The sequence below is a fragment of the Nocardia sp. NPDC052566 genome, assembly GCF_044547285.1.
Taxonomy (GTDB): Bacteria; Actinomycetota; Actinomycetes; order Mycobacteriales; family Mycobacteriaceae; genus Nocardia.
Map to the genome: position 1 here is coordinate 335679 of NZ_JBIUAF010000008.1, position 25122 is coordinate 360800.

Below are 25122 nucleotides of genomic sequence, written 5' to 3' on the forward strand. Positions count from 1 at the left end.
CGGGCGCACCACCGGCGTCGCAGGTCGGATATGGTGCGCGGACGTTTCGGCGCGGTTCGCGATCTCCAATTCTGCGCCCGCGACACCGGCCTGTCGAGGGTGAGATCAGTCCTCCGCGGCGGCCATGGCCTCGTTGACCGCGCGGCCGTGTTGGTCGACCCAGTCGCCGAGCGCGTAGATCGGGATGAGCAGATCGCGGCCCGCGGTGGTGAGTTCGTATTCGACGCGTGGCGGTGCCTCGGCGTACCGGCGACGTTCGATGAGCGTCATCTGCTCCATCCGCCGCAGGGTCTGGGTGAGCATCTTCTGGCTGATGCCGCCGATGGCGGTGCGCAGTTCGCCGGGGCGCATCGGGCCGTCGCGGAGCATGTAGACGATGACGGGCAACCAGGAATTGCCGAACAGGTCGACGCCCATCCTGGCCGGGCAGTCGGATTCGTAGTCACCGTAGGGCGCGAACTCCACCTCTTCGGCGGTGATCGGTTCGACAAGCGCGGGCCTCATGGATACAGCCTGCCAGCTGCATTACGCACCCGCGGGTGCCTATCGGACTCCCTACCTTCGGTCGGGTTCCATCCGAGTTTGAGGAGTTCACATGCGAATCGGAATCATCGGCGCGGGCGCGATGGCGCGGGCGCTCGGCGGCGGCTGGGCGGCGGCCGGACACGACATCGTGGTCGGCGCTCGTTCCAGTGCCGCGGCGGACGCGGCGGCGACGGCCATCGGACCCGGCGCGCACGGCGGCACCATCGCCGAGGCCGCCAGGTTCGGCGAGGTTGTGCTGCTTGCCATTCCGCCGCGGGCCTGGGATGACGTACGCCGCGAAGCGGCGGGCGCGTTCACCGGGCGCACGCTCATCGACTGCACCAACGCGTACGCGCCGGATACCGCCGCGCCCGAGGGCACCACGGCTTTCGTACTCGCCGAGGACGCCGTCGCCGAGCGCATCGCGGCGGGCGCGCCTGGCGCACACGTGGTGAAGGCGTTCAACCTGTGCGCCGCCGAAGTCTGGGAGTCGAACACCCGCGAATTCGAGGGGCGCAGGCTCGCGGTGCCGCTCTGCGGCGACGATCCTGCGGCGCTGCGCCTGGTCGCCGGGCTCGCCGAAGATCTGAAGCTGCAACCGATTTCGGCGGGCGGACTGCATCGGGCCAAATACCTCGAAGCCACCTCGGTATTCACGGTGGGATTGTGGTTCGGCGGTCAGGACGCGCGCGCGATGTTCCCGCCACTGGAGGCGGCCTTCGCCGTCGCCGACTGACGGGGAACGTAACGACGGAGTGAATTCTGTTCGCGCCCAACGTTGGGCTTTCCATTCGGGTTCTCCGGGACGTACGGTATCTGCCATCACGGCGCACCGCCGAAACCCGATCGGGAGGATCGCACGGCCGGTGCCGCCGGTTCGTATCGGAGGGATTCGTGAACCATTCACATTCGACAGTACAAACGCGCCTTTTTCGCGGGCTCGCCTGCCTCGCGGGCGTCGCGGCCACACTGGCCCTGACGACCGCGTGCAGCCCCGGCGCCGCGAAGGCGAAGGTCGGCGATTGCCTCACCGGCAAGTCGTACGGCAAGCTGTCCGAGGCCAAAATCGTGCCGTGCAGCGATAAGGACGCCACCTTCCGGGTCAGCGCGGTACTCGGCGCGGGTAAGAGCAAGGACTGCCCGAGCGATGGCGGCAAGTACTTCTCGTTCACCGACTATTACGAGGTGGATGGAAAGACCTTCTGCCTGAAGAAGAACAAGTAGTGACGCCTACCGGCGCGCCCACTTCACCACATGGGCGCGCCGGAGGGTGTTCGGTAACTACCAGCCAGGGTTACCGCACACCGGAATGTTGAGGTAACTCGGCACGGCCGGGTCGAGCAGCAGATGCTGTGGGCGCAGGCCACTTTCGACGAGCAGCGGTGTCGGCGGCAGTCCCTTGGGCAGGTTCAGGGCGTAGACGTCGACGCGCAGGCGGTGGCCGGGTTGCAGCACCGCCTCGATGCCCGGCACGGAGATGTCGAGTTGGGTCGCCTCCCCCGGCACCGTCGGCTGCCTGGTGTCCAGCGACAGATCGGGCACCGGATCGGTGTAATCGCCGGTGGCCGCGCGGGTGCTGCGGGATTCGTCGATCTGGCGGAGCGAGGCGACCAACTGCCCGGAGGACAGCACCGTCGAGCGCCCGTCGGGCGCGACATCGTTGACGGTGGTCACCCAGTAGCCGTCGGTGGCGTCCTGAATCGTGTTGAGGTGCACCGCAATCGGGCCGGAGATGCCGGTCGGCTCGGCTACCGGCGCACTGGTGAAGGTCAGCCCGTCGAGCTCCTGGATCCGCGAATCCTTACCGCAGGCATCGATGATCGAGAGGACACCGACGGATTCCTGCGCGGCGTCGCGCGAGCACAGGCTCGCCACGCCGGGTGCGACGGTGAGCCGGTCGACGCTCGGTGCCGGTGCGGTGAACAGGGATCCGTCGTGCACGCTGCCCGCCGAGGTACCGCTGGACGCGGCGGACAGGTACATCCGCCGGTGCTCGGCACCGGGCCGCGGGAACGACGGCGCGGTGATCCAGCCGCCGCCGTGCTGGCGCACGGTCACCGGTCCGTATTCATCGATCCCGTTATCGATCCCCTTGAGCCACTTGTCGAACCAGGCGCGCTGCAGCACGTCCATCCGCGGCGGCAGGCCGGGGCGGCCGGATTCGTTGCCGTTGCTGATGTGGTAGCCGTCGCCGACGAACAGTTGTTTCTGGCCGGGCGGCAACGGGATTCGCCGGTACACGTCGGCCTGCGAGTTGACGAAGACGTCGTGCCAGCCGCCGGTGACGAAGGTGGGCACGGTGATCCGGGCCGGGTCGGTCTCCCATGCCTGGCGCAGCGGGCCGTCGGCGCGCAACAGCTGCTGCACCTTCGGGCTCAGCTGGTCGATACTGGGTGTGATCAGGATGTTCACCAGCGCGTCGACGAAGGTGAGCGGGTCGGCCAGGCGATCGGTCAGCCATTTCGTATCGAACTGCCCACGGGCCAGCGCCGTCAGATCGGGTACCAGTTTGCCGCCGTTGACCACGGCCAGCCAGGCGGGCATGAAGGCGATGCCGATGGCGCCACCGGGAGCGACCAAGTCGCGGAACGGGTTCCGGCTCGGCACCACCGGAAAGATCGTCTCGAGCGCGGGCGGGTTCTTCGCCGCCACCTGCAGCTGGTTCAGGCCCGAGTAGGACACCCCGTTCATACCGATGCGACCGGTCGACCACGGCTGGCGCGACGCCCAGTCGATGACTTCGACACTGTCCTGCTGTTCACGCGCGCCCAGTGTGTCCCAAATACCTTGTGAGAAGCCAGTTCCGCGAACGTCGACGACCACCTGGGTGTAGCCGCTCTTGATCAGCTGCCGATCGACGGTGAAGTTGCGTAGCAGGCCGCCGCCGAGCGCCCTGGTCAGGTCGGTGATGCCGGAGAACGGCGTACCTGACAGATCGATATCGCGCGCCACCTGCATGACCGCGTCCGACAGCCACGGGATGGAGATCAGGCTGTCACCGATCATCGAGCCCAATTTGGTGTAGGGCGTGAGGTTCACGATGGTCGGGGTCGGCGTCGCGATCGGCCTGCCGTCGGCACCGGCCGGGTGGTAGACGTTGGATTTGAGCACGGTGCCGTCGCTCATGGTGATCGGCACATCCCACTCGATGAACACATTCGGGTACTGCTGCGCGCCGTCCTCGGTCGCGGCCCACGCCGCACCCGCCGCGCCGGCATCCGGTCCGGCCGGTGAGTCCGCGGCGGCCGGAGAAACGAAGGGCGCCAAGGCGACCGCGGCGCACAGGGCGACCGCGGATCGGAGTGCCAACCTCATTCGATCCACTTTCCTAGAGCACAGGTTTCTACAGAGCTGGGCTCCCTGAATCTAGGGACGGAACGGTCGGTTGTATGCGGTTCGCGGCGGAATACCCAAAAGTCGTGCGGATTCACAAAATACGGCGGGCGCTTTTCAGCAAAATGTGAAAAGCGCCCGCCTTAAACCTTTTCCGCTTTACCAGCCGGGGTTACCGCGCACCGGAATGTTCACGAAGCTCGGCCGATCCGGATCCAGCTGAATGTGCTCCGGCCGGAAACCGGTGTCCAGCAACATCGGCAGGATCGGCAGGCCCTTCGGGAAGTTGCCCGCGAACACGTCGACGCGCAGCCGGTGGCCGGGCTGCAGCACCGCCTCGGTGGCGGGCAGCGCGATATCCAGCGTGGTCGCCTCGCCTGGCACGGTCGGCTCGCGCCGATCCAGCGAGGTGTAGGCGCGCGGATCGGTGTAGTCGCCGTTGGCCGAACGACTGCTGCGGCTTTCGTCGACCTGCCGCAGCGAGGCCATGATCTGCCCGGACGAGAGCACCGTCGACTGACCATCCGGCGCGACGTCGTTCACCGTGACGACCCAGTAGCCGTCCGCCGCGTCCTGAACGGTGTTGAGCCGCACCGCGACCGGACCGGAGATGCTGGTCGGCCCGGCGACCGGCGCGCTGGTGAAGGTCAGGCCGTTGAGCTCGGCGATCCTGGAATCCTTCGCGCAACCGTCGATGATCGACAGGATGCCTGCACTACCCTGTGCCGCGTCATTGGAGCACAGGGTAGTGAGGCCGGGCGCGACCGAAAGCCGCGCGGTATCGGAATTCGCTTCCCCGGTAAGGGATCCGTCGTAGACGCTGTTCGCGGTGCCGCTGCGCGCCGCGGACAGGTACATCCGGCGGTACTCGGCCTCGTCACGACCGGTCGCGGTCTCACCGAAACCGTTGCTGGTCACCCAGCCGCCGCCCTGCTGGCGCAGGGTCACCGGACCGTAGCCGTCGATGCCGTTGTCGATCCCCTTGAGCCACTTGTCGAACCACGCGCGCTGCAGCACATCCAGGCGCGGCGGCAGGCCGGGCTTGGCGTACTCGTTGCCCGAGCTCACATGATAGGTGTTGCCCATCAGCAGCTGCTTCTGCCCGGCAGGCAGCGGAATCTGGTTGTAGATCTGGGATTCGGAGTAGGTGAACAGGTCGTGCCAGCCGCCGACCACGAAGGTCGGCACCTGAACGCGGCTCGGGTCGCCCATCCAGCCCGCACGCGGGGTCGAGCTGTCGGTGAGCAGTTCCTTGGCGCGCGGATCGAGATCCTCGATGCGCGCGGTGGTGTACACGTTGAGCAGCACGTCCATGAAGGTGAACGGATCACGCACCCGGTCGGCGAGCCACCTGGTGTCGAACTGGCCGTTGAGCACCGAGCCGAGATCGGGAATCAGCTTGAGCCCGTTGATCGCCGTCAGCCACAGCGGGATGAAGTTGAAGCCGAAGCCGCCGCCCGGCGCGAGCACGTCGTCGACCAGGTCGCTGCCGGGGACCACGGGGAAGATCGCCTTCAGCGCGGCCGGCTGCTTCTCGGCGGCCTGCACCTGATTGATGCCCGAGTACGAGATGCCGTTCATGCCGACCTTGCCGTTGGACCACGGCTGGCTCGCGGCCCAGTCGATCACCTCGACGGTGTCCTGCTGCTCACGCTGGCGCAGCATGTCCCAAACACCCTGGGAGAAGCCGGTGCCGCGGACATCGACGACGACCTGCGAGTAGCCGCTCTTGATCAGCTGCCGGTCGACGGTGAAGTTGCGCAGTTCGCCGCCGCCGAACGACTTGGTCAGATCGGTGACGCCGGACAGCGGTGTACCGCTCAGGTCGATCTGGCGGAACAGCCCGATCAGCGCGTCGGACAGGCCGGGAATCGACTGCGCGTGGTCGGCCAGGTTCGACACCAGCTTGGTGTAGGGCGTCAGGTTGACGATGGTCGGCGTCGGGGCGTCGATCGGCCTGCCCGCCGCATCCGCGGGGCGGTAGACGTTGCCCTTGAGCACCGTGCCGTCGCTCATGGTGATCGGCACATCCCACTGGATGTTGATGTTCGGGTACTGCTGCGGGCCGTCTTGGGTGGCGGCCCACTGCGCACCCGCGGCGCCGCCGTCAGGGCCGGTGGGTGTCTGCGCCGCATCGGCGCCGCTGGTCAGGAAGGGGACGAGCATCGTCGCGGCAACTGCCGCCACTGTGGCCCGCAACGCGTGCTTCATCGGACGTGATCCACCTCTCGTACTGGTCGAACGCCCGAATTCTTACATACCTACTTGTCGGTAAGCACGAGGGGTCACACTTATCGCGTTTCGAATGTTGATTCACATATCCCGCGATATGTGCCATAGCGGCTGCGTATGACACCTAAAGTCCGCCCCTAACGCAGAATAAACACTTACCACAGGGGTATGGATGGTGGCCCGAAACGACGCAGGCGGGCGGGACATGACCGGCATGTCCCGCCCGCCGAGCGGGTCGTCGAAGAGGGTCAGAAGGGGCGGAAGCCCGCGCCGATGCCGCCACGGCGGTCGATATCGGCGAGCACCATCGCGATGGTGGTGGACAGCTCGGGCTGGTGGATCAGATCGCCCTGTCCCTTGCACGGCGCCAGCTCGATGCTGATGGGACCCGCCTGAAAATTGGAGCCCGCGACGACCATGCCGACCAGGCGATCACCGATCAGCACCGGCGCGCCCGAATCTCCGTGGTCGGCACACACCTGGCTGCGGAAGTAAGCGGGCTTGGTCTCCCAGACCGGCCCGCAGGTGAAGCCGGTGGTGCGGCCGTTCTTGCAGACCATGTCGCCGATCCGCGGCGGCGCGCCGAGACCGGCGACCACCGACTGCGCGATCTGCCTGCTCGGCGCCACCCGCGCCGCGTCGAGTTCGATGACCGCCCAATCGTTGTCGGCATTCTTGTTGGCGATGGTGCCGAGCACGCCGGAGCGCACCGACTGCTCCGCGAGCACCCGCGCGCCGACCTCACCGCAGTGTCCCGCGGTCAGCGCGACCAGGCGGTTGTCCCGGTCGTAGCCGACCGCGGTCATGGTGCATTCGGCGACCATGTTCGGATCCGGCTGCTCAACGTAGATGCCGGAACCACCGCCGATCACCGCGGGCGCGGCCGAGGCATGGCCCGACATCATGGCCGTACCCGCGAAGGCGACCACCAGCGCCGCCGCGGTACGAAGAACTCGGGCCCGGCCCGCTGCAAACATCTCGACTCATCTCTGCTTACCCGGAAACGTCCGGAAACCCTCGATCGCCCACCGCCGGGCAGCACGGAACCCCAGCCTGATGGATCGAAATCCCCCCTGGCAGACGGTATCTCGGCTGCGGCACGACGACAGACCATCGCACACTATCAAGCCGTCTGATCACGCGCCCAGTTCCCTGCTGTGTCCGAAGCGCCACGCACCCCGTCCGGGGCGAGTCTTACGAGCGACCGTGAGCGGCCGTCTCGCATCCGAGCCCTCGAAGCGCAGCGCCGAAGGCGCGAGTCTCGAGGGCTCGGATGCGAGACTACTTGCCGCCCTGGTTGGCCACGGCGGCGGCGCCCGCGGCGGCGGCCTCCGGGTCCAGGTAGGCGGCCGGGCGGACCGGGCGCAGGTTCTCGTCGAGCTCGTAGCGCAGCGGGATGCCGGTGGGGATGTTCAGGCCCGCGATGTCCTCGTCGGAGATCCGATCCAAGTGCTTGACCAGCGCGCGCAGCGAGTTACCGTGCGCGGCAACGAGAACGGTCTTCCCTGCGACCAGATCCTTGGAGATGGTCGACTCCCAGTACGGCACCATCCGGTTCACCACGTCGAGCAGGCACTCGGTCGGCGGCACCTCGATCTCGGCGTAGCGCGGATCGGCGTCCTGGCTGTACTCGTCGTCCTTGGCGATCGGCGGCGGCGGGGTGTCGTAGCTGCGGCGCCACAGCATGAACTGCTCGTCGCCGTATTCGTCGCGCACCTGCGCCTTGTTCTTGCCCTGCAGCGCGCCGTAGTGCCGCTCGTTGAGCCGCCAGTCGCGCACGACCGGGATCCAGTGCCGGTCGGCGGCGTCGAGCGCGATGTTCGCGGTCGAGATCGCGCGGCGCAGCAGCGAGGTGTAGACGATGTCGGGCGCGATGCCGTGCTCGGCGAGCAACTCCCCCGCCCGCTTCCCCTCGGCGATGCCCTTGTCGGTCAGATGCACGTCCACCCAGCCGGTGAACAGGTTCAGGGCGTTCCATTCGCTCTCGCCGTGGCGCAGCAGCACGAGGGTGTACGTCATGCGGGCCATTCTTGCAGGTGCGGAATTCCGCGCCGCACCAGTTCCCCACCCTGAGCGCGGCCGGATGGCGGTCCGCGCCGCGTTCGACCGCGTTCGACGCGCGGGTCAGTCCATGACGTCGGCGGTGGCATGTCCCGCGGCCAGCACACCCGCGCCGACGAGGGTGGCGCCGTTGGTGATTCGGGATTGCACGACGCGCAGACCGTGCAGGAACTCCAGCCGGGCGTGTTTCGCGGCGGCCGCGCGCAGCGGCGTCCACAGCGGATCGCCAGACTGGGCGAAGCCGCCGCCGATCACCACCATATCGATATCGAGCAGCGCGGCGGCCGAAGCGATCGCCTGCCCGAGCGCGGTCCCCGCACGCTCCAGGGCGGCGAGTGCGATCGGATCACCGATATGCGCGGCCTTCGCCAGTTCCGCGCCGGTGTTGCCGTCCCAGCCCTGCGCGCGGGCCCAGCGCACCGAGGACATGCCGCTGGCGATGGCCTCGACACAGCCGACGCCGCCGCACGCGCACGGGGTGTCCCAGCCCGGCACCACGATGTGACCGACATGTCCGGCGTTGCCGGTGCGGCCCAGCGCGACCTTTCCGTCGACGATGATCCCGCCGCCGATGCCGGAGGACACCGTCATGGCCAGCGCGTTCGGCACGCCGCGCAATGCGCCGACATGATGTTCGGCGAGCGCGAGACAGGCGCCGTCGATGGCGAATCGTATTGCGGCGGTAGGAAACAGCTCCTGCACCTTGGCCACGATCGGGAACCCGGACCGCCACTCCGGCATATTCAGCGGCGCGGTGACACCCGACGGCACGTCCACCGGCCCGGCCGATCCGATGCCGACCGCGGTGACCGTTTCGTCGCCCGCGACCTCGAGCAGCAGCGCGCGGCAGACCTCCCAGACCGACTCGCGCGGCACATCCACCTGACGGACCTCGCGTACCCGCCGACCGGCGTGCACCCGTCCCGCCGAGAATTTGCTCGCGCCGATATCCAGGGCGAGAACCGTCATGTCGTGCCTCCTGCCGCGAGCGGGCCACCGCCGCCTGCGCGAGCCGTCCTTCCGAGCGCGCACTCCGCGCACCCGCCGATCATGCCGGACCGCCCCCGCTCGCGATAGGTATCCCGGAAGATGCCGGTGTTCGGCTCAGGCGTGATCGACCCCGAGCAGATTCCCGCTCAGGGCTGGTCGGCGGAATCCACCAGATGTTCGAAGGCGCGCAGGTTCTTCAGCGACTCACCGCGCGACACCCGCCACTTCCATTCCTTCCGAATGGATTCCGCGAAGCCGAGCTCGAGCAGCACGTTGAAATCGGCATCGACGGCCTCGAGTATCTGGCCGAACACGCGGTCCAGCTCGTCGGCCGTGACGGCGTGCGTGGCGATGCGGCCGACCAGGTAGATGTCGCCGACCCGGTCGAGGGTGTAGGCAACGCCGTAGAGCCTGCGGTTGCGGCGCAGCAGAAATTTGTAGACGCCCTCGAAGTTCTCGTCGGGCTTGCGGCAGACGAACGATTCGATCCGCACGCCGTGCTTGCCGACGGTGAGCATGACCGTGGTCTTCAGCTTGCGCTCACCCGGCAGGATGACGACGAAGGTGTCCTCGCCCGGGTGGGTGTACTCGATCTCCCTGTCGCGCAACGTCTCATCGATCAGCTGCACGGTGGACCGCACGTCGCTCACCGATGCACTCCCGTTCTGCGCCGCCACAGCGCACGCGACCTGGCCTGGCTGCTCTCGCCGAGGAGAGCGGCACTGCGTTCGCTGGCCAGACTAGTCCGCTCGACGGGGCCCGCCGCGCGGCCGAGCACACCGCGGAAACGACCGTGTTGCGCACGGAAACCGGCGAGCGCGGCCGAATAGCTGGCGAGCAGACCGTCGGCGGTGTGCTCCCAGGAGAACATGCCTGCGTGCTCGACGGCGTTGGCGCCCATCCGATGTAGTCGACCGCTGTCGTCGAGCAGCGCACCGAGCGCATCGGCCCAGTCCGGCGTGGCGTGGCCCGGGACGAGCAGACCCGTCTCACCGTGGCGCACCGCGGTGCCGAGCCCGCCGACGTCGGCGGCGAGCACCGGGGTGCCGCTGGCCTGCGCCTCGATCGCGACCAGGCCGAAGGATTCGTTGTAGCTCGGCACCGCGACCAGATCGGCGGCGCGATACACCTGAACGAGCCGGTCCGGCGGCTGCGGCGGCAGGAAGGTGACCCGATCGGTGATGCCGAGGGCGGCGGCCAGCTCGATCAGCGCGTGCGGGCGCTCCAGGCCGGAACCGGACGGGCCACCGACGATCAGCACGCGTAGTCGGCGGCTCGGGTCACGGCGCAGCAGTTCGGCGGCCGCGCGCACCAGCACGTCGGGCGCCTTCAACGGCTGGATCCGGCCGACGAACGCCACCACCTGCTCATCGGGCGACAGACCGAGTTCGGCACGGGCGGCAGCCTTTTCGCCGGGGCGGTAGCGGGTCAGGTCGGCGCCGGGCGGCACCACGTCGATGCGTTCGGGTTCGGCGCCGTACAGCTCGACCAGCTGCCGCGCCTCCTCGGCGGTATTGGCGACCAGCCGATCCGATTCCACCATGACCTGCTTCTCGCCGATCTCACGGGTCGCGGGCTCCGGACAGTCACCGTCGGCGAGCGCGGCGTTCTTCACCGCGGCCAGGGTGTGCGCGGTGTGCACCAGCGGCACCCGCCAGCGGTCCTTGGCCAGCCAGCCGACCTGGCCGGACAGCCAGTAGTGCGAATGCACCAGGTCGTAATGGCCTGGCAGGTGCCGCGCCTCCTGGCGCAGTACCTCGGCGGTGAACGGGCACAGCTGGGTCGGCAGATCCTGCTTGTCCAGCCCCTCGAAGGGACCGGCCACCACATTGCGCACCAGCACCCCGGGCGCCGCCTCCTGGACCGGCGGCACGTTCGAGGAAGTGGCGCGGGTGAAGATCTCGACCTCGGTGCCGCGCATGGCCAGCTGAATCGCGGTTTGCAGCACGTAGACGTTCATGCCGCCCGCATCGCCGGTCCCCGGCTGAGCAAGTGGTGAGGTGTGCACCGATATCACGGCGATACGGTTCGGCCGTAGGTCCGGGCGTTGACTCACACTATCCATAGTGCACGGTGGATCGCCGACTCAGACGCCGTCACCGGCCAAGGTGACAGCCATCACAGCTGTTTCGTGAGCACCCTCACGCAGGGAAGTTGCCTCTCGGATCGCGGATTTCGGACACGGCGGAGATCTCGGGGCCGGAAACCGCCAGCGCAATCGGCTTCGTTCATGCGATAATCGAACGTTTGATCGATACCGTGCCGTCCGGTTCGCGGCGCAGATACGTCACGGGCGGTTACGGCCACGGAATCGATTGCGGCCGGGCAGGTTCAGCCCTGACTCAGAGCGCGTCCACGAAGGCCGACACTTCGGCGACGAAGCGAGGGCGGTCCTCGATGAACAGGCCGTGATGGGCGCCCTCCCAGAAAGAAGCGTGGGCGTTCGGGACAGTGTCCCTGATGTATTCGGCGTTCTCGATGGCCACCACGTTGTCGTTGGTCCCGTGCAGCAGCAGGACCGGAACATCAAGGGCGCGAAGGGTTTCGGTGTTGTCGACGGTGCGATAGAAGAGCGCCTTGCGCACCCGGGGCAGCGTAGCGAGGCTGGTACCGAACAGTCGCTGGGCGTCGACGCCCTTGTCCTGGCCCGTTCCCGTATTGGCGTTGCCGAAGGCGCCGAACGCACGCACCGCCTGGGCCGAGCTCTCCTCGAAGACACCGGGGATGGCCGCCTGCATTGCCGAACCCGTCGCCGCGCCCGGCACGCCGCGCCCGATATTGGCCATCGAGCCGGTGTAGATCACGCCCGCGACCGCGCCGGTGCCGTAGGCGGTCAGATAGTCGCTCAGCACGATGCCGCCGTAGGACCAGCCGAGCAGCACCGCACCACCGTCGATGCGTTCGGCGGCGAGTACCGCGGCGATATCCGCGGCCCAGTTCTTCGGATCGTCGTAGCCGGACTCGGGAGCGCCGGAGTAGCCGTGGCCGCGCAGATCGACGGCGATCACCCGGAAGCGTTCGGCGAGATCGTCCGCGGCCGCGCCCCAGCAGCGCAGGTTCGCGGCCCAGCCGTGCAGCAGCACCAGCGGGCGCGCGTCCGCGGGGCCACTCACCCGGTAGACGATGGAGGTTCCGTCGGCGCTGATCGCTTCCCGTATAGCCATGGCACCGACATTAGGCCGCCGTCGCGGTGATCCGGGCAACAGCATCGCACCGTGGCCCAGCTTAGGATCTTGGCCATGAGCGAGATTCGTACTGCCGTCGTGACCGGAGCCAGCTCGGGCATCGGAGAAGCCACCGCCAGGGAACTCGCCAAGCAGGGCTACCACGTCTACGTCGGCGCGCGCAGGCTCGACAGGCTGCAGCGGCTCGCCGACGAAATCGGCGGCACCGCACTCGAACTCGATGTCACCTCCGACGAATCGGTGCAGGCCTTCGCCGATGCCGTCGACAACGCGAACGTGCTGGTCAACAATGCCGGTGGCGCCAAGGGCATGGCCACCGTCGCCGACGCCGACCTCGACGACTGGCGCTGGATGTGGGAGACCAACGTGCTCGGCACACTGCGCGTCACCAAGGCGCTGCTGCCGAAACTGATCGACTCCGGCGACGGGCTGATCGTCACCATCACCTCCGTTGCCGCATTCGTCGCCTACGACAACGGGTCCGGCTACACCACCGCCAAGCACGCCCAAGCCGTGCTGCACCGCACCCTGCGCGGCGAACTGCTCGGCAAGCCCGTGCGGCTCACCGAGATCGCGCCCGGCGCGGTGGAGACCGAGTTCTCGCTGGTCCGCTTCGGCGGTGACGCGGAGCGCGCCGCCAAGGTCTACGACGGCATCGATCCGCTGGTCGCGCAGGACATCGCGGAGATCGTCGGCTTCGTCGCAAGCCGCCCGCCGCACGTGAACCTCGATCAGATCATCGTGAAGCCGCGCGATCAGGCCGACGCGGGCCGTTTCGCCCGGCGCTCCTGAGGGCCGCTACCCTGCCTGGTGTTTTGAAATCTAGTTACATCAGATTGGGGTTTTCCGAGTCATGCTCAAGGGGTTCAAAGATTTCCTGATGCGCGGCAACGTCATCGATTTGGCGGTGGCGGTCGTCATGGGCACCGCGTTCACCGCCGTGGTGACTTCGGTGACGAAGGGCTTGGTCAATCCCCTGCTCGCGGTCTTCGGCGGCACCGACGAACTCGGCCTCGGCTTCCATTTGATCGCGAGCAAGCCCGCCACCTTCATCCAGGTCGGCCCCATCATCACCGCCGCGATCAACTTCGTCGTCATCGCGGCCGTCCTCTATTTCGTCCTCATCCTCCCGATGAAGACACTCAAGAACCGCTTCGGCACCACCAAGGTCACCGAACCCACCGAAGCCGAACTCCTCATCGAAATCCGCGACCTGCTCGCCGAACGCAACGCCGCGATGGCCACCGAGCGGGAGGCCGATCGCCGTGTCGAATCGGAGTCGGCCAGGGGGTAGGGACGGCCGAACTGACGGATCAGCGGCCGCCTGCGGGCTGCGGCGGCAGCGGAGTGGCGGTGACTACCTGGGAGGGAGCGCCTTTCAGGGCCGACATGCTCTGCCAGGTGGCCCAGTCGATGGTCCAGTCGTAGAGGTCACCGTCGGCGGCGGACAGCGGAATCGACGTGCCGGTCACCTCGACCGGGTCACCGTAGAGCGCGGTCGGGAAGTATGCCTGGGCGTCCGAGGGCGACAGGTTGATGCAGCCATTGGTGACGTTCGACGAGCCCTGCGCGGACAGCGATTCCGGGTTGGCGTGGATGAATTCGCCGTTGTTGGAGATGCGTACGGCCCAGCGTTCGCGAACGTTGGTGTAGAACGGCGGATTCGACATCAGGAAGTCTTCGTACTTCTCGGTGACCACGTGCACACCCGAGCGGGTCACGTTGCGCGGTTCATTGCCTTCGCCGTAGCTGACCGGGAAGTCGAAGACGACCTGCCCGTCGCGGACCACCTGCATCCGGTGGCTCGGCGCGTTGCCCTTCACGATCTGGCTGCGGCCGATCTTGAAATCCGAAGTGAGATCGGAGTATCCGTAGGTGCCGCCACCGAGATCGAGCCCGTAGAGCTTGGCCGCGACGTGCACGGTGGTGCCAGGCTTCCAGTAGTCCTTGGGACGCCAGTGCAGCCGGGAGCCGCCGTTGTCGTCCGGGAACCAGGCCCATGCGCCCTCGGTGGCCGGCGTGGTCGTGACGGTGAGCGCCTTCTCCACCGCGGCCTTGTTCTGCACGGAACCCTTGAACTGCAGGATGATCGGCGCGGCGATGCCGACCTCCTGGTTGTCGGCGATATTGATGGTCGCCGGTGCGGTGCTCTTCGGCGCAAGGGTGGTGAAGCGGCCTTCGATCGGTACCGGCTTGCGGTCGGTGCCGACCGCGGTACCGGACCAGGTGTAAGTGGCGTCGTAGCCGAGCGGCTCGGTGACCTTGAAGCTGCGCTTGTCCGTGGCGAACTCGCCGCTGACCTGTTTGCCGTCGGCATTGGTCAGCGCGATCTGATCGATGGTGCCGTCGGACACCGTGACGGAGACGGGCGCGACCGGGTTGACGTTCTTGGCGTCGGCCCCCGGCGTCAAGGTCACCTTCGCGACGGGGCCGCGGTCGGCGGCCTCGCTCTTGTCACCGCGATCGGCCGTGCATCCCGCCACCAGGGCAACAATCACAAGCAAAACAGCCGACACTGCGGCAACCGGTCTTCTGCTCACTGGACGGTTGCTCACTTCATCGAATTTACGCGGGTGAAATCGTTCGATCGGCTAGCGAAGAGTGTGGTGTCCGTTTCACCCGTTTACAGCGTGACGCCGACCGTGACCGGCTCCGGCTCCAGCGTGATGCCGAAACGATCGGCCACACCGTCGCGCACCGCGCGGGCCAGCGCGATCAGGTCGGCGGCGGTCGCCGTGCCCCGGTTCGTCAGAGCCAGCGTGTGTTTCGTGGACAGCCTGGCCGGCGCTTCAGCACCGGGAAAGCCCTTGGCGAAGCCGGCGCGCTCGATGAGCCAGCCCGCGGAGAACTTCACGCCCTCGGGCGCCGGATAGACCGGAATCGTGACATCGCCCACATGCGCCGCGATCGCCGCGCGCACCTCGTCCACCCGCGACCGCGGCACCACCGGATTGGTGAAGAAGGACCCGGCGCTCCAGGTGTCGTGATCGGCGGGGTCGAGCACCATGCCCTTCCCCGCGCGCAACCGCAGCACCGCCTGCCTGACCTCCGCGGCCGGACGCGTCGAACCCTCGGCCGCGTCGAGCGCGACCGCGAGCTCGCGATACGCCAGCGGAGCGCTGGCGCCACTCGGATCGAGCGCGAAATCGACGGCGAGCACCACCGCCTTGTCGCTGTGCTTGAGCACGCCGGTGCGATACCCGAACCCGAGTTCCTCCGGTTCCGCCCAACGGATTTCACCGCTCGCCCGATCGAGCAGCCGCACGCGACGCAGCAGGTGCGCCACCTCGACGCCGTACGCGCCGACGTTCTGCACCGGCGTCGCCCCCGCCGAACCGGGAATGCCGGACAGGCACTCCAGCCCGCCGAGACCCGCCGCGACGGTCGCGGCCACCACCGTGTCCCAGTTCGCGCCCGCCTCGGCGAGCACGCCGTCCGCACCGATCTCCACTCGCTCGGTCGCTACCTGGACGACGACGCCGTCGAACCCGTCGTCGCTGATCAGCAGGTTGGACCCGCCCGCGATCAGCAGCAGCGGGATACCGGCCGCGTCCAGCGCGCGCACGGTCGCCGCGAGCGAATCCCTTGTCGCACAGGTCACGACGGTGGCGGGGCCGCCGACCCGCAGCGTGGTCAGCTCCGCTAGCCGCACCGATTCCCGGACCTGCGCGCCGGTATCGGCCAGCAGCGCACGCAGCCGGTCCATGGACACCACCCGAGAAGTTCGCACACCGCAGACGGTAGCGTGTTCGCCTATGGCTACACCGCTGGCGTTCACTGCCCGCCACCCGCATTCGGTCGACGCTGTCCGTGCCGCGTACGCGAACGAGCAGTACTGGAAGGACCGCATCGCCGAGGTGGGCGGACCGAACGCGCGACTCGATTCGCTCACCATCGACGGTGACCACATCCGGGTCGAGATGGTGCAGGCGATCGCCGCCGAGCTGCTGCCCGCCGCCGTGACCGCGGTGCGCCCCGGCGACCTGATCATTCCCCGCGTGGAGACCTGGAACGGCGACACCGGCACCTTCGAGGCACGCGTCGAGGGCGCACCGGCCGAGGTCCGCGGCACCACCGTGCTGAGCGCGGACGGCGCGGGCGCGGTCGAGACCGTCACCGGCAGCATCGAGGTGAAGGTTCCGCTGTTCGGCGGCAAGATCGAGGCCGCCATTCAGGAACAGCTGGTTCAGCTGCTCGCCAACGAGGAAGAGTTCACCAACACCTGGATCGCCCAGCACTGACCGGCCGGTTTGTGCGCCGCGCCGCACCTACCGCCGAGCGACGAGACGGCTTCGGGCACCGGTAACGTGTCCGCTCATGGCTCGCCGACTGGATTATTCAGCTCGCTATCCGCTGCACACCACCACCGAGGTCTACGCGGCGCTGTCGAACCGTGAGTACTGGGACGCGCGGATGGCGGAGATGGACACCTACTCCCCCGGCAACAAGGTGGTGCACCTCGATGTCAGCGACGCGGGCATCGATATCGAGCTGAACCACACCCTGCCGCGTGAGCTGCTGCCGGAGATCGCGCAGGCGGTGATGCGCAAGGACATGGTGATCACGCACAAGCAGAGCTTCGGGCCGTTCGATGCCGAGGAGGTCACCGGCAAGTTCTCCGCGTCGATTCCGGCCGGGCCCGGCAGCCTCGGCGGCACCATGCGGCTGTTCCCCACCGAGACGGGGTGCACCATGCGCTACTCCTCGGAGGCGAAGGTGTTCATCCCGATGGTCGGGCCGCGACTGGAACAGCTGATGCTGGTGAACCTGGTCGACCTGTTCCGCGGCGAGGCGGAGTTCACGATTCAGTGGTTGGACGAACACCACCCCGCAGCCTGACCAAACCGGTCGGCAGCATCACCAGGGGTACCACCGGCGTCAACCGGTTGCGCCGCAGCGACCGCTGGCTGATCCACGATGAGCTGGTCACCGCGCGCCTGCTCGCCGCGCCCGATCCGCTCGTCGTCGATCTCGGCTACGGCGCGAGCCCGTGGACCACGCTGGAGTTGGCGTCGCGGCTGCGCACCGTGCGCCCCGATGTGCGCGTGGTCGGGCTGGAGATCGATCCGGACCGGGTGGTGCCGGGCCGCGACGGCGTCACCTTCGCCCGCGGCGGATTCGAATTGGCCGGGCTGCGACCGGTTCTGGTGCGCGCGTTCAATGTGCTGCGCCAGTATCCGGAGGCGGCGGTGCCCGAGGCATGGCAGACGATCCTGTCCGGGCTGGCGCCCGGCGGACTGCTCGTCGACGGCACCTGCGACGAGCTCGGCAGGCGCTGTGCCTGGGTACTGCTCGACCGTTCGGGGCCGCTGTCGCTGACGCTGGCCTGGGATCCCTTCACCGTCGAGCGCCCCTCGGATATCGCGGAGCGGCTGCCGAAGGCGTTGATCCACCGCAACATTCCCGGCGAGCCCATCCACGCATTGCTCACCGCCGCCGATCGTGCGTGGGCGATGGCGGCACCGCTCGCACCGTACGGGCCGCGCGTGCGCTGGCGCGCCGCGGCGGAAACGCTACGCGCGGAGGGCTTTCCGCTGCGCCGCTACCGTCGCAGGATGCGCGACTGCGTGCTCTCGGTGCCGTGGTCGACGGTGCTGCCCGAGCCCGCACGCCCGAACCTCAGCGCCTGAGCAGCCCGCGCGCGTAACCGGCGATCATGGCGACGGGCAGGATCGAGCGGGGCTCGAAGGGCTGGCGCCACAGTCCGCCGTGCACCGCGCCGGTCGCGAACAGCGCCTCCGGGTTGCCGTGCGACCGGACCGGGTGGTTGAGGTCGGCGACCAGTTTCGCGGCCAACAGCGTTCGGGCGGTGTCGGATTCGAAGACCTCGATGCCGAAGTGATGGGCGCCGCGATAGGACGCGGCCAGCGATCGGGGTAGCCGCCCGGCCAGCGTCGGCGGCGCGACGGTGAACGACACGGTATGCCCCGCGCGCTGCGCCACTGTCGCGCGCCAGCGCTGGATGCGCTGGGCCATGGCGTGATTCGGACCCTGCGCGGTGACGAGCGCATCGGCGACGCTCCACCGCGCACCCAGTTCGTCGGTGATCTCGATGCCGTAATTCGGCGTGTAGAGCGCGGATCGGGTGAGCACGCACAGCGCCTCCTGCAGCACACCGCGCAGGCCGTGGCCGAACAATCGCTCCCGCGCCTGCGCGACAACCGATTCGGGCACGGCGTAGCAGTCGGTCGGCGCGCCGAGAAAGGCGAGTGCCGCATCCGCACGGTAGTCGAGCAGGTCGACGGCGAGCAGATCGGTCGCGGCCGCCAGGCGAACACCGTGCGGCCCAGGCCGATTGGCGTAGCCGCCGAATACCGGGCGCACGGCCGGATCGTCGAACTGGCCGCGAATCCAGTGGATCAGCGCGGGGAACTGCCGGACCAGATCGGCGCCGGGACCGCGGGTGATCGGGAAGCGCAGCACCCCGGCGCCCGCGCGGGCGTACTGCGAAAGTTCCTGCCAGCGCCGCTGTCCCGGCAGGTCGACTGCGAGTACCTCTGCGCCCCAGCGCAGCAGCGGACGCAGCGGGCTCAGCGCGGCGGCACCGGCGACGATCACCCGGAAACCGGGTAGCGCCAACCACTCCGGATGGTCGATCACCCGCCCGACGGCGTCGGCGAAACCCGGTTCGACGATGCCGCGCCGCCGCCATTCGATAAGCTCGCGCCGCAGCGAGTCCTCCGCGAGGACGGTGCCGCGATACGGCACCTCCAGTCGAGCAAGCGGTTCGGCGGTGCCATCGACGCGGCCCGTTTCCAGCGCGTCCGTCGCGGGATCGACCACCGTGCCGAGTGCCACGCTGTCCAACGGCGCCACGGAGTATCCGGCCGCGAACCGCAGCAGGGTACGCGCCGCGTGCAAGCCGTCGGCAGCGATACCGGTCGCGGCGGGCGCCGAACTCGCGGCGAGCGCGGTCAGCGCGCGAAAGACGGTGCGGTACCCCGATTGCCAGTTCCGGCAGGTCTCCACTTCTTGGGCGAGGTCGGCGTCGAACCGGCGCACCGCGTCGGCGACGACCGCGGTGGCGAACAGATCACCGGCCCGCTCCGGCGCACAGGACGGAAAGACCAGATCCCACCTACCTACCGTCCCCATGCTCAGTCACACTGCCACGAATGTGGTCCGCGCAACACCGGACGCGGATCGAACCCATAGCGAAGCCGAATAAGACGGTGCCAGGTTTCACACCGCGGTGAGCGCCCGATACACCCTGGCGGCCGCGCGCGGTGGCAGACGCACACTCGCGGAACGTATTTCCTCACTCGCGCAGCGGTGGATGGCGACGGCGTCGGCCACCACCTCGTCCAGCGCGGCCTGACCGATATCGGCCTCGGCGAGATCGAGCACGGTGCGCACCGGAGTGGTCACCAGAAACGACCCGGCCGATTCCACGTCGGCGCCGATCAGCCTGCGCCGCAACACCACAAGCCGCGGCGTCACCGGCGGCCTGCCCGCGCCGATCGACAGGTGCAGGAACCTCGGCCGTAGTCGGCCGATCCCGTGCAACTCGGCCGCGCTCTGATGCGACACCGCGGCGGCGCCATCGAACCAGGCCGCCCACATCGCGAATTCGTCGAGCGGGCCCGCGGGCCATTCGGCCAGCCGCAACACCCCGACACCGGCCCGCGTCACCGTCCCGTCGCCCAGCCCGGCGCGCACCCGCGCCTCGCAGCCGGTACGCAGCACCTGTCTGGTGGTGAAGAATCCGGCATGGCGCCCGGCCAAGCGCCGCAGCACCCGCCACCCAGCCACATCGCCAGCCATGGTCACCAGGCTACGCCCGATCTTTGTGTTCGATGTCACAATCGAAGCCCTCATCGAGCCCACAGAGCGGGCACAGAAAGATGGTGAAGAATCGGCCTATGAGCACACCGCCCCCACCTGCCAGGACGGTCAGTCGCCGCACGCTGGTGATTGCCGTCACCGTGGTCGCGGTACTGCTCGCGACCGTCCTCGTCGCCGGGGAGGCCATCGCCCGGCACACCTATTCCCGTTGCATCAGTTCACAATTCGAGAAGGACATGGGCTCGAAGATCGATGTGCGCTTCGGGTACAAGCCGCTGCTGGTCACCTGGCTCGACGGCAAGGTCTCGCGGGTCTCGGTGGACAGCGAGGGCGGTAAGTTCGGCCCGGCCGTCGGCATGGTCGTGCACGCCACCTTCAACGACATCGAGGGCATCGACGGCACCAAGGGCGTGATCGGCAGTTCCTCGGCCGACGTCACGTGGGACAACGACGGCATCAGGCAGACGCTCGGCGGGCTGGTGAGCGGCGTGCACTCCTCGGCGGGCAGCGGCATGCTGACGCTCGATGTGCTCGGCGGCATCGCCAAACTCCAGGTGAAGCCGCAGGTCACCAATGGCGTCGTGCATGTGGAGACGATGTCGGCGCAATTGCTCGGCATGGGCCTGCCGACCGACCTGGTCTCCGGCATCGTCGACGTGTTCACCCAGAGCCTGCAGAGCTACCCACTCGGCCTGCAGCCCAAGACCATCACAGTCACCGACAACGGCATCGCGGTGAAGCTCGCAGGCGGCCGCACCGAGCTCCCCGCAGCGCAGAACGGAGGCAGCTGCTGACCGGATCCCTACGCCAGAGTGATCAGCGCGGGACAGTCGTCACCTCGTCTTTCCCGCCACACCGGGACCCAGCCCCCGAGCTGGGTCCCGGCGCTGTTCCGCCTCCCCGCGAATTCAGGCCAGACCAAGTGCCGCGAGACCACCGTTGGCGGCCGGCGGTTGCGTAGTGGGCAAGTTGGCCGGTCCCCGGCGAGTTACCCATGCACTCGCGAAATCAGTTGTTCTACTGGGGTTTTGACTACGGGGCAAAGCCGTCCAGCACCGCGCTGGATTTGGAGAGTCCCAAACGTGTTGCGCCAGCGGCGATCAGGGCGGCCGCGGCCTCGGCGGTGCGGATGCCGCCGCTGGCTTTGACGCCGAGGCGGCCGCCGACGGTCCGCGCCATCAGCTCGACCGCGTGCACGCTCGCGCCGCCCGCGGGGTGAAATCCGGTGGAGGTCTTCACGAAATCGGCGCCGGCCCGCTCTGCGACCCGGCACACCTCGACGATCGCGGCATCGGGCAGCGCCGCCGATTCGATGATCACCTTGAGCACCGCGCGGTCGCCCACCGCCTCGCGGACGGTCACGATATCGGCGAGCACCTCGGTGTACGCACCCGCCAGCGCGGCGCCGACATCGATCACCATGTCGACCTCAGCCGCGCCCTGCTCGACCGCGAGCCGCGCCTCGGCGCCCTTGACCAGCGAATGGTGCTTGCCGGAGGGGAATCCGGCGACGGTCGCGACCACCAAACCCGGTGCGCGCACCGGCAACATGGACGGGGATACGCAGATCGCGAGCACCCCGAGCGCGCGTGCCTCGTCCACCAGCGCGGCGACGTCGGCGGGCGTTGCGTCCGGCGCGAGCAGCGTGTGATCGATCATGGCGGCCACTTCGGCCCGGGTCAGCGGCGTGGAATCGGCCATGAGGTCAGAGTCTGGCACACCGGTGGCGAATTCCGTTGCGTGCCTCGGCAGGTTCGCGCACACTCGTAACTGTCGGCGGTCTGTTTTGCGCCGACGCTCTGTAGTAAGCAGAGCTCTGTAGTAAGCCGACGCTCTGTAATAGGCAGAGCTCTGTCAGAGACGCTGTGTACGGGTGGCCACACTTCGTTCGGGAGGAGACGACACCGTGCTGATCCGTCGCGAACGCGCCGACGATGCCGCCGCGATCGCGGAGGTGCATCGCAGTGCGTTCGGCCCGCAGTACGCGGACAGTGACATCGATACCGACGACGACGCCGATCTCGCCGAGCTGACCGGCGAAGCCGACGACGAGGGCGCGGCCGATCCCCCCGAGGTGGATCTGGTGGCCCGCCTGCGCAGCGATCCCGGCTGGATCCCGACGCTGTCGTTCGTCGCGGTGGAGCACGACGCCGTCATCGGCCATGTCTGCCTGACCCGCGCGGCCGTCGGCCCCTTCCCCGTACTCGCGCTCGGCCCCATCGGCGTGCTCGCCGAACATCACGGCACCGGCGTCGGATCGGCGTTGATGCACGCGGCGCTCGGCGCGGCCGACGCGCTCGACGAACCGCTGGTATGCCTGCTCGGGCACCTCGACTACTACCCGCGCTTCGGCTTCGTCCCGGCCGCCCGGCTCGGGATCACCCCGGACGAACCCGCCTGGATCTCCCATTTCCAGGTGCGCCCGCTCACCGCCTACGACCCGCGGATCGTCGGCGAATTCCGCTACGCCGAACCGTTTTACGAGATGTGAGCGATCCCACAGGCCACGTCGCACCCGGTGCGCGCGGCTGCCGTCCGACCCGACCTGGGAGGATGGGCCCATGAGTTCCGCTCCATCCGTTCGAGACGACCGCCGCTTCGTGTTGACCCTCGGCTGCCCGGACCGCCCGGGCATCATCGCCGGGATCACCTCGTTCATCGCCGAGTTCGGCGGGTCGATCGTGGAGGCGGGGTATCACTCTGCGGCGGGACCGTCAGGCCTGGAGGCGGCAGCCCGCGTAACCACGGAAGGCCCGGGAGCGCCGCCATCCAATACAGCTACCGATACCGGGTGGTTCTTCACCCGTCAGGCGATCAAGGCGTCGACGGTGCCGTTCGAGCTGGCGGAACTGCGCGACCGGTTCGCGGGTGTGGCCGCCGAGTTCGGCCCGGAGACCGAATGGCAGCTGCACGACTCGGGCGAGCGGCGCAGGGCCGTGCTGCTGGTCAGCAAGGACGGGCACTGCCTGCACGATCTGCTCGGCCGGGCGGCCAGCGGCGAACTGCCCGCGACCATCGAGGCGGTCATCGGCAACCATCCCGATCTGGCCGGGATGACCGAGGCGCACGGGGTGAAGTTCCACTACGTGCCGTTCCCGAAGGATCCCGCCGAGCGCGGCCCTGCCTTCGAGCAGGTGCGCGAGCTGGTCGACGGGCACGATCCGCACGCGGTGGTGCTTGCCAGGTTCATGCAGGTGCTGCCGGCCGAGCTGTGCGCGCACTGGGCGGGCAAGGCGATCAACATCCACCACAGCTTCCTGCCGTCGTTCGTCGGCGCGCGCCCGTACCACCAGGCCTTCGCGCGCGGCGTGAAGCTGATCGGCGCGACCTGCCACTACGTCACGGCGGAGCTGGACGCGGGCCCGATCATCGAACAGGACGTCAGCCGCATCGACCACGCCGACGACGTGCACGACATGGTCCGTCAGGGCCGCGATATCGAACGCGTCGTGCTCGCCCGCGGCCTGCGCTGGCACCTCGAGGGCCGCGTGCTCGTACACGGCCGCCGCACGGTGGTATTCAGCTAGATACTGTGGCTAACCCGCGATTTCGGCTGGGCGGCGGGTGGATTCGAGGACGCGCGCGAGTACCTCGTTGAACTGCTCGTAGGCCTCGACGTTACCGAGGTGGCCGGTGCGCAGCACCTCGTAGCCCGCGAGAGTGCCTGTCTCGCGCAGCATCTGGGCGATGCGCTGCGAATGGACCTCCGGCGTCAGGTCATCGAGCGAGCCTGCGACGATCGTGGTCGGCACCACCAGGTTTCGCGCGGATTCACCGACGTCCATGTTCGCGAGCAGCACACCGAATCTGGCGCGCACCGGCGCCGGGCACGAGCGGACGATCGCCATGCCGTAGTCGAGGATGTCGCCGGTGGCGTACGCGCTCATGATCTGGCGCGCGAAGATCCAGCGCACCGGCGCCAGCGGCGGGAAGACGATCGGCAGCCCGAGCCCGATGCGGCCGAGGAAGAACGGCAACGGTATGCGCGCCTTGATCAGCGGCAGTGGCCGGTTCACGACCGGGACCACGGTGGTTTCGGCGATCAGCCGGTCGGGCGCGGTGTTGGTCATCAGCACCGCGAGCGCCTGTTTCGCCACCCGATCCGGATAGCGACCGGCCCACGCCTGCAACGTCATTCCACCGAGGCTGTGGCCGACCAGCACCGCGCGCTTACCCGGCGGCAGCGTCGCCGCGAGCACATCGGCCAGATCGTCGGCGAGCAGATCCATGGTCAGCGGGCTCGTGCCGAGCTCGCTGGCGCCGTGCCCGCGCTGGTCGTAGGCGATCACGCGATATTCGCCCGCGAAGGCGTTGATCTGGGCGTTCCAGTATTCGATGCAGCAGGTCCAGCCGTGCACGAGCACGAGCACCGGGCGGTCGGCGGGCCCGTAGGCGTGCACCCGCAGCGCGGTGCGGTCGCGGGTGAGCACCGGGATCACCTCGTGCGGCACGGTCGGCGGGTTCAGCGCGGTGGTCGCGTAGGTACGCGATCGCAGGTTCGCACGGTGGGCGTCGAGGACAGCAAGGACTCGGCCCGGGATGGCCGCGAACGCGGACGGCAAAGAGGCACGCATCGGACACTCCTTTGTGTTACTGCTCGCCACAGTAAACCCGATTCGCGCTGCTTGCTAGTGCAAGCACCCGAAATTGTTATGGAGCATTCCGCGCGTCGGCGCCAAATGTGATGTTCGACAGGGCGCTTACCAGCGCGGACCCCGCTGGATCTCGTCCACCTTCGGCCGCACGTCGGCCAGGTACACACCGGTCGCCACGACCGCGAGCAGCGCGACGAAGCCGAATCCGACCGGCGAGAGGAGCAGCAGCAACAGCGCCACCGCCAGGATCGTCATCCAGATCGGCTTGGTCAGCTTGTCCACCGCCGTGAACGCGTCCGGGCGCTGCCGAACGGCATGGATCAGCGCGAAGATGGTCGCGCCGAGTGCCGCAAGCCACAGGACGAGCAGGATAAGCCCGGTCAATCCGTGCACGAAGTTCACGAGAACCATCATAG

The 25122-nt window shown here is 68.3% G+C and carries 26 protein-coding genes; 10 read left to right on the forward strand and 16 right to left on the reverse strand.

Translation table 11 applies throughout. From position 1 onward, the window contains the following. Positions 1 to 105: 105 nt before the first annotated feature. Positions 106 to 504: a winged helix-turn-helix transcriptional regulator gene (locus tag ACIG5A_RS39900; protein WP_397250013.1), complete on the reverse strand. Its 399-nt coding sequence runs from the start codon at positions 502 to 504 to the stop codon at positions 106 to 108. A gap of 91 nt (positions 505 to 595) precedes the next feature. Between ACIG5A_RS39900 and ACIG5A_RS39905 the strand changes: the two genes are divergently transcribed. Together ACIG5A_RS39905 and ACIG5A_RS39910 are read left to right on the forward strand one after the other, a co-directional pair. Then, a complete protein-coding gene (locus ACIG5A_RS39905; protein WP_397250015.1) occupies positions 596 to 1261 on the forward strand; it encodes an NADPH-dependent F420 reductase in 666 nt (221 codons plus the stop codon). A 158-nt stretch (positions 1262 to 1419) separates the two neighbouring features. Further along, the gene (locus tag ACIG5A_RS39910) at positions 1420 to 1749 is read left to right on the forward strand and encodes a hypothetical protein (RefSeq protein WP_397250017.1); all 330 of its coding nucleotides are present in this window, start codon (positions 1420 to 1422) and stop codon (positions 1747 to 1749) included. Between the two features lie 57 nt (positions 1750 to 1806). Here the strand turns inward: ACIG5A_RS39910 and ACIG5A_RS39915 are convergent, their stop codons facing one another. The 8 genes from ACIG5A_RS39915 to ACIG5A_RS39950 all read right to left on the reverse strand — a co-directional run bounded on the left by ACIG5A_RS39915 (position 1807) and on the right by ACIG5A_RS39950 (position 12305). After that, positions 1807 to 3840, reverse strand: coding sequence for a CocE/NonD family hydrolase (locus tag ACIG5A_RS39915; RefSeq protein ID WP_397250019.1), 2034 nt, complete (start codon positions 3838 to 3840; stop codon positions 1807 to 1809). Positions 3841 to 4017: 177 nt separating this feature from the next. Further along, positions 4018 to 6069, reverse strand: a complete 2052-nt coding sequence (locus ACIG5A_RS39920; protein ID WP_397250021.1) for a CocE/NonD family hydrolase — start codon at positions 6067 to 6069, stop codon at positions 4018 to 4020. A gap of 269 nt (positions 6070 to 6338) precedes the next feature. Next, complete coding sequence (locus ACIG5A_RS39925) at positions 6339 to 7067, reverse strand: S1 family peptidase (RefSeq protein WP_397250023.1); 729 nt, start codon at positions 7065 to 7067, stop codon at positions 6339 to 6341. Positions 7068 to 7371: 304 nt separating this feature from the next. Continuing rightward, positions 7372 to 8109: a phosphoglyceromutase gene (locus ACIG5A_RS39930; RefSeq protein ID WP_397250025.1), complete on the reverse strand. Its 738-nt coding sequence runs from the start codon at positions 8107 to 8109 to the stop codon at positions 7372 to 7374. A gap of 105 nt (positions 8110 to 8214) precedes the next feature. After that, positions 8215 to 9120 carry an ROK family protein gene (locus ACIG5A_RS39935; RefSeq protein WP_397250027.1) on the reverse strand — a complete coding sequence of 302 codons (906 nt, stop codon included), beginning with the start codon at positions 9118 to 9120 and terminating at the stop codon, positions 8215 to 8217. A gap of 167 nt (positions 9121 to 9287) precedes the next feature. Next, on the reverse strand, positions 9288 to 9764 hold the full coding sequence (locus ACIG5A_RS39940; RefSeq protein WP_397250346.1) for a YbjN domain-containing protein: 477 nt from the start codon (positions 9762 to 9764) through the stop codon (positions 9288 to 9290). Positions 9765 to 9787: 23 nt separating this feature from the next. Then, positions 9788 to 11206 carry a D-inositol-3-phosphate glycosyltransferase gene (gene mshA, locus ACIG5A_RS39945; RefSeq protein WP_397250029.1) on the reverse strand — a complete coding sequence of 473 codons (1419 nt, stop codon included), beginning with the start codon at positions 11204 to 11206 and terminating at the stop codon, positions 9788 to 9790. A 277-nt stretch (positions 11207 to 11483) separates the two neighbouring features. After that, positions 11484 to 12305 carry an alpha/beta fold hydrolase gene (locus tag ACIG5A_RS39950; RefSeq protein WP_397250031.1) on the reverse strand — a complete coding sequence of 274 codons (822 nt, stop codon included), beginning with the start codon at positions 12303 to 12305 and terminating at the stop codon, positions 11484 to 11486. A gap of 75 nt (positions 12306 to 12380) precedes the next feature. Here ACIG5A_RS39950 and ACIG5A_RS39955 point away from each other — a divergent pair, with 75 nt between their 5' ends. Both ACIG5A_RS39955 and mscL read left to right on the forward strand, forming a co-directional pair. Next, entirely contained in the window at positions 12381 to 13118 is a 738-nt protein-coding gene (locus tag ACIG5A_RS39955; RefSeq protein ID WP_397250033.1) for an SDR family NAD(P)-dependent oxidoreductase, read from the forward strand. A gap of 61 nt (positions 13119 to 13179) precedes the next feature. Further along, complete coding sequence (gene mscL, locus ACIG5A_RS39960; protein WP_397250035.1) at positions 13180 to 13620, forward strand: large conductance mechanosensitive channel protein MscL; 441 nt, start codon at positions 13180 to 13182, stop codon at positions 13618 to 13620. A gap of 19 nt (positions 13621 to 13639) precedes the next feature. Here the strand turns inward: mscL and ACIG5A_RS39965 are convergent, their stop codons facing one another. Both ACIG5A_RS39965 and ACIG5A_RS39970 read right to left on the reverse strand, forming a co-directional pair. Beyond that, the gene (locus tag ACIG5A_RS39965) at positions 13640 to 14881 is read right to left on the reverse strand and encodes an Ig-like domain-containing protein (protein WP_397250037.1); all 1242 of its coding nucleotides are present in this window, start codon (positions 14879 to 14881) and stop codon (positions 13640 to 13642) included. A 68-nt stretch (positions 14882 to 14949) separates the two neighbouring features. After that, positions 14950 to 16032: a UDP-N-acetylmuramate dehydrogenase gene (locus tag ACIG5A_RS39970; protein WP_397250348.1), complete on the reverse strand. Its 1083-nt coding sequence runs from the start codon at positions 16030 to 16032 to the stop codon at positions 14950 to 14952. Between the two features lie 49 nt (positions 16033 to 16081). Here ACIG5A_RS39970 and ACIG5A_RS39975 point away from each other — a divergent pair, with 49 nt between their 5' ends. The 3 genes from ACIG5A_RS39975 (at position 16082) to ACIG5A_RS39985 (ending at position 17956) form a co-directional block, all read left to right on the forward strand. Then, positions 16082 to 16567, forward strand: a complete 486-nt coding sequence (locus ACIG5A_RS39975; RefSeq protein ID WP_397250039.1) for a DUF2505 domain-containing protein — start codon at positions 16082 to 16084, stop codon at positions 16565 to 16567. 76 nt (positions 16568 to 16643) lie between these two features. Continuing rightward, positions 16644 to 17165, forward strand: a complete 522-nt coding sequence (locus ACIG5A_RS39980; protein ID WP_397250041.1) for a DUF2505 domain-containing protein — start codon at positions 16644 to 16646, stop codon at positions 17163 to 17165. After that, entirely contained in the window at positions 17135 to 17956 is an 822-nt protein-coding gene (locus ACIG5A_RS39985) for a class I SAM-dependent methyltransferase (protein WP_397250043.1), read from the forward strand. Before ACIG5A_RS39980 ends, ACIG5A_RS39985 begins: the two co-directional genes overlap by 31 nt. Here the strand turns inward: ACIG5A_RS39985 and ACIG5A_RS39990 are convergent. Together ACIG5A_RS39990 and ACIG5A_RS39995 are read right to left on the reverse strand one after the other, a co-directional pair. Then, on the reverse strand, positions 17946 to 19421 hold the full coding sequence (locus ACIG5A_RS39990) for a hypothetical protein (protein ID WP_397250045.1): 1476 nt from the start codon (positions 19419 to 19421) through the stop codon (positions 17946 to 17948). The two genes, ACIG5A_RS39985 and ACIG5A_RS39990, sit on opposite strands and share 11 nt — an antisense overlap. Positions 19422 to 19508: 87 nt before the next feature. Continuing rightward, positions 19509 to 20090: a hypothetical protein gene (locus tag ACIG5A_RS39995; protein ID WP_397250047.1), complete on the reverse strand. Its 582-nt coding sequence runs from the start codon at positions 20088 to 20090 to the stop codon at positions 19509 to 19511. A 98-nt stretch (positions 20091 to 20188) separates the two neighbouring features. Between ACIG5A_RS39995 and ACIG5A_RS40000 the strand changes: the two genes are divergently transcribed. Then, positions 20189 to 20905, forward strand: a complete 717-nt coding sequence (locus tag ACIG5A_RS40000; RefSeq protein WP_397250049.1) for a DUF2993 domain-containing protein — start codon at positions 20189 to 20191, stop codon at positions 20903 to 20905. A 238-nt stretch (positions 20906 to 21143) separates the two neighbouring features. Here the strand turns inward: ACIG5A_RS40000 and deoC are convergent, their stop codons facing one another. Further along, positions 21144 to 21812, reverse strand: a complete 669-nt coding sequence (gene deoC / locus ACIG5A_RS40005; protein ID WP_397250051.1) for a deoxyribose-phosphate aldolase — start codon at positions 21810 to 21812, stop codon at positions 21144 to 21146. A 205-nt stretch (positions 21813 to 22017) separates the two neighbouring features. Here deoC and ACIG5A_RS40010 point away from each other — a divergent pair, with 205 nt between their 5' ends. Next, positions 22018 to 22602, forward strand: coding sequence for a GNAT family N-acetyltransferase (locus ACIG5A_RS40010; RefSeq protein WP_397250053.1), 585 nt, complete (start codon positions 22018 to 22020; stop codon positions 22600 to 22602). Between the two features lie 70 nt (positions 22603 to 22672). Further along, the gene (locus ACIG5A_RS40015; protein ID WP_397250055.1) at positions 22673 to 23638 is read left to right on the forward strand and encodes a formyltetrahydrofolate deformylase; all 966 of its coding nucleotides are present in this window, start codon (positions 22673 to 22675) and stop codon (positions 23636 to 23638) included. 9 nt (positions 23639 to 23647) lie between these two features. Here the strand turns inward: ACIG5A_RS40015 and ACIG5A_RS40020 are convergent, their stop codons facing one another. Both ACIG5A_RS40020 and ACIG5A_RS40025 read right to left on the reverse strand, forming a co-directional pair. Further along, positions 23648 to 24685: an alpha/beta fold hydrolase gene (locus ACIG5A_RS40020; protein WP_397250057.1), complete on the reverse strand. Its 1038-nt coding sequence runs from the start codon at positions 24683 to 24685 to the stop codon at positions 23648 to 23650. Positions 24686 to 24811: 126 nt separating this feature from the next. After that, positions 24812 to 25117: a DUF2516 family protein gene (locus tag ACIG5A_RS40025; protein WP_397250350.1), complete on the reverse strand. Its 306-nt coding sequence runs from the start codon at positions 25115 to 25117 to the stop codon at positions 24812 to 24814. Positions 25118 to 25122: the final 5 nt, after the last annotated feature.